This window comes from Bacillus sp. B2-WWTP-C-10-Post-4, assembly GCF_009183805.1.
GTDB classification, from domain to species: Bacteria; Bacillota; Bacilli; order Bacillales; family Bacillaceae_G; genus Bacillus_A; species Bacillus_A cereus.
Map to the genome: position 1 here is coordinate 1 of NZ_WEII01000245.1, position 2,048 is coordinate 2,048.

Genomic DNA, 2,048 nt, shown 5'->3' on the forward strand with positions numbered 1-2,048 from the left:
ATATATAAGTTGTTAATATTAAAATTTAAAATTTTACTATTTTTCATATGCAATATTACATGCGAAAAGCCATAATTTTTTTGTTATACTATGCATGTGGATTTTTCATCCAAAATCCACCCAAACGCATATTTATGTATATGCCACCCTAATTGATGAAAGTGAGAAGAGTGTTTATCATTTTTCTCACTTTTTTATTTAGGCTCTATTAATATTGATTATTGATAAAAAGTATAAAATAAGGGAAGACACCTTAGAGTTGGTGCTTCCCTTATTTGTTGATTATTCAAATCTAAAATAGGTATTTTCTAAACCTATTCTTTGCTTTAATGTTCTGCCCAAAGCATAATTATTTGGTAATTCTTTTTCAATGACACAAATAATATAACCTGCTTTTCCTGTTGTTAAATTAGTTAGTTGTAAGTAGTTAGTGTTGTCGTAGATATAAGAAATAATATATTCATAGAAATTATTTTCTTTATCTTCTCTATTCATACCAACATTGTACAACCTAACTCTTGCTCCTATCCAAATTTCCTCATCAACATTACTTAAAGGCATCCATTTCGAGTTATCCAATATTTCACCCTTTTCTTAATTCATTCGTTTATACGCGAATGTTGCTAGACACAAACTATCATAAGCATCCGTCATTTCATTGATTAGACGACCACCGACAGAGAAAAAAGACTCAACATAGCTTTTTACCCATTGAAACACTTGCTCTTTTAGTTATTTTTGCATTTTGAATCTACGAAAATGAATTCCCTTATAAAAACTCTAACAGAGAATCTTCCTTCCAAATTTCACCTAGGGAATTATTTGTTTTCCAAAAAACCTACCAACATCTTTATCAACTCATTTTAGAATATTTAAACAATAATGCCATATACATTACCTGCATAAATTATTCATTTTCTTTTATATAAGACCTACCTTTTTACTTTTAATAGATTATTAGACATTGGATTATTATACATAAATCCCAAAAACATGCGGTATTTTGTAGAATTTTGTCTATCAATATGTATGTACACCCTTTTGTAGTGGATATAGACTGTGAGGTGTAAGGAGATACCTTACAAAATAATAAAAAGGAGATTATAGAATGAGTAGATTAACAAAATTCTCAAAGTTAGTATTTGCAACTTTAATCGCGGGAAGTAGTCTAAGCACCTTTGTTTCGTCACACAGTGTACAAGCTGACACCTTAGATCCTAATTACCAAGACAATGTAAAATTCATACCACCTTCTAGTGCTAGGCCAAAATTGGAACAAAAAAACACTATTGTTCCAGAAGCAAAAGTTGTTAAAAACCATTATGTAAAGTACTCTAAAGCACATTTCCAAACTAAAGAAAGTATACCAAAAAAGATTTATTATTCTTCAGAAGGCTTTAAGGGCTATATACAGGCAAGTACCGTTTGGGATATGGGAGATCATTTCGCAACACTATATTCCGGAACCGTTATTCGATGTTAGACTTTTAATCCATTCTCCCCTAATGCTTAAAATGATTAATAACTCACTGCCAATACTGTAATATCTATTGTTCATAAAATAAACCACAAAATCTTTCGATTTCATGGTTTATCAAATATAAAGATAATGCTAAACGAATACTCTAACATTACCTTCCCCAAAGTTAATTATAGAGTATTTTCAAAAAAAAGACACTCTTGTAGTGTCTTTTTTATAGTATTTTAAAAAGAATTCCACCTACTAACACCTTTTTGTTGCGCCTATTCGTTTATTTCAATATGATACTTTTCCATCTCGTATATGCAATAGACAATGATAGCTAAACTCCAACTGACACTATAATAATTATGTGTGTAGAAGTCATAGCCCGCTTTAATACCTTTCTCTATTACAACTAATGTAAATCCTAAAGCCACCCATCTGTTAATTTTCATCTTTATAAACGTTAAAGAGATAATTATTAAAAATAAAATATTTGTAAGATGATTTATCATTAGCTCATATTTTTGAATGTATACTGCCATCATACAAGCAACGATATTAGTCGCAATGCCAAAGGCAATCA

Annotated in this window: 3 protein-coding genes; 1 reads left to right on the top strand and 2 read right to left on the bottom strand. The window is 29.8% G+C overall.

All coding sequences use genetic code 11. The features are described 5' to 3' along the window. Positions 1 to 282: 282 nt before the first annotated feature. Positions 283 to 561, bottom strand: coding sequence for a hypothetical protein (locus tag GBN78_RS29600; protein WP_033689314.1), 279 nt, complete (start codon positions 559 to 561; stop codon positions 283 to 285). A gap of 547 nt (positions 562 to 1,108) precedes the next feature. Between GBN78_RS29600 and GBN78_RS29605 the strand changes: the two genes are divergently transcribed. Then, entirely contained in the window at positions 1,109 to 1,483 is a 375-nt protein-coding gene (locus GBN78_RS29605; protein ID WP_000088961.1) for a hypothetical protein, read from the top strand. A 260-nt stretch (positions 1,484 to 1,743) separates the two neighbouring features. On the opposite strand, the gene GBN78_RS29610 is transcribed toward GBN78_RS29605, so the two are convergent. Beyond that, complete coding sequence (locus tag GBN78_RS29610) at positions 1,744 to 2,046, bottom strand: hypothetical protein (protein WP_226798514.1); 303 nt, start codon at positions 2,044 to 2,046, stop codon at positions 1,744 to 1,746. Positions 2,047 to 2,048: the final 2 nt, after the last annotated feature.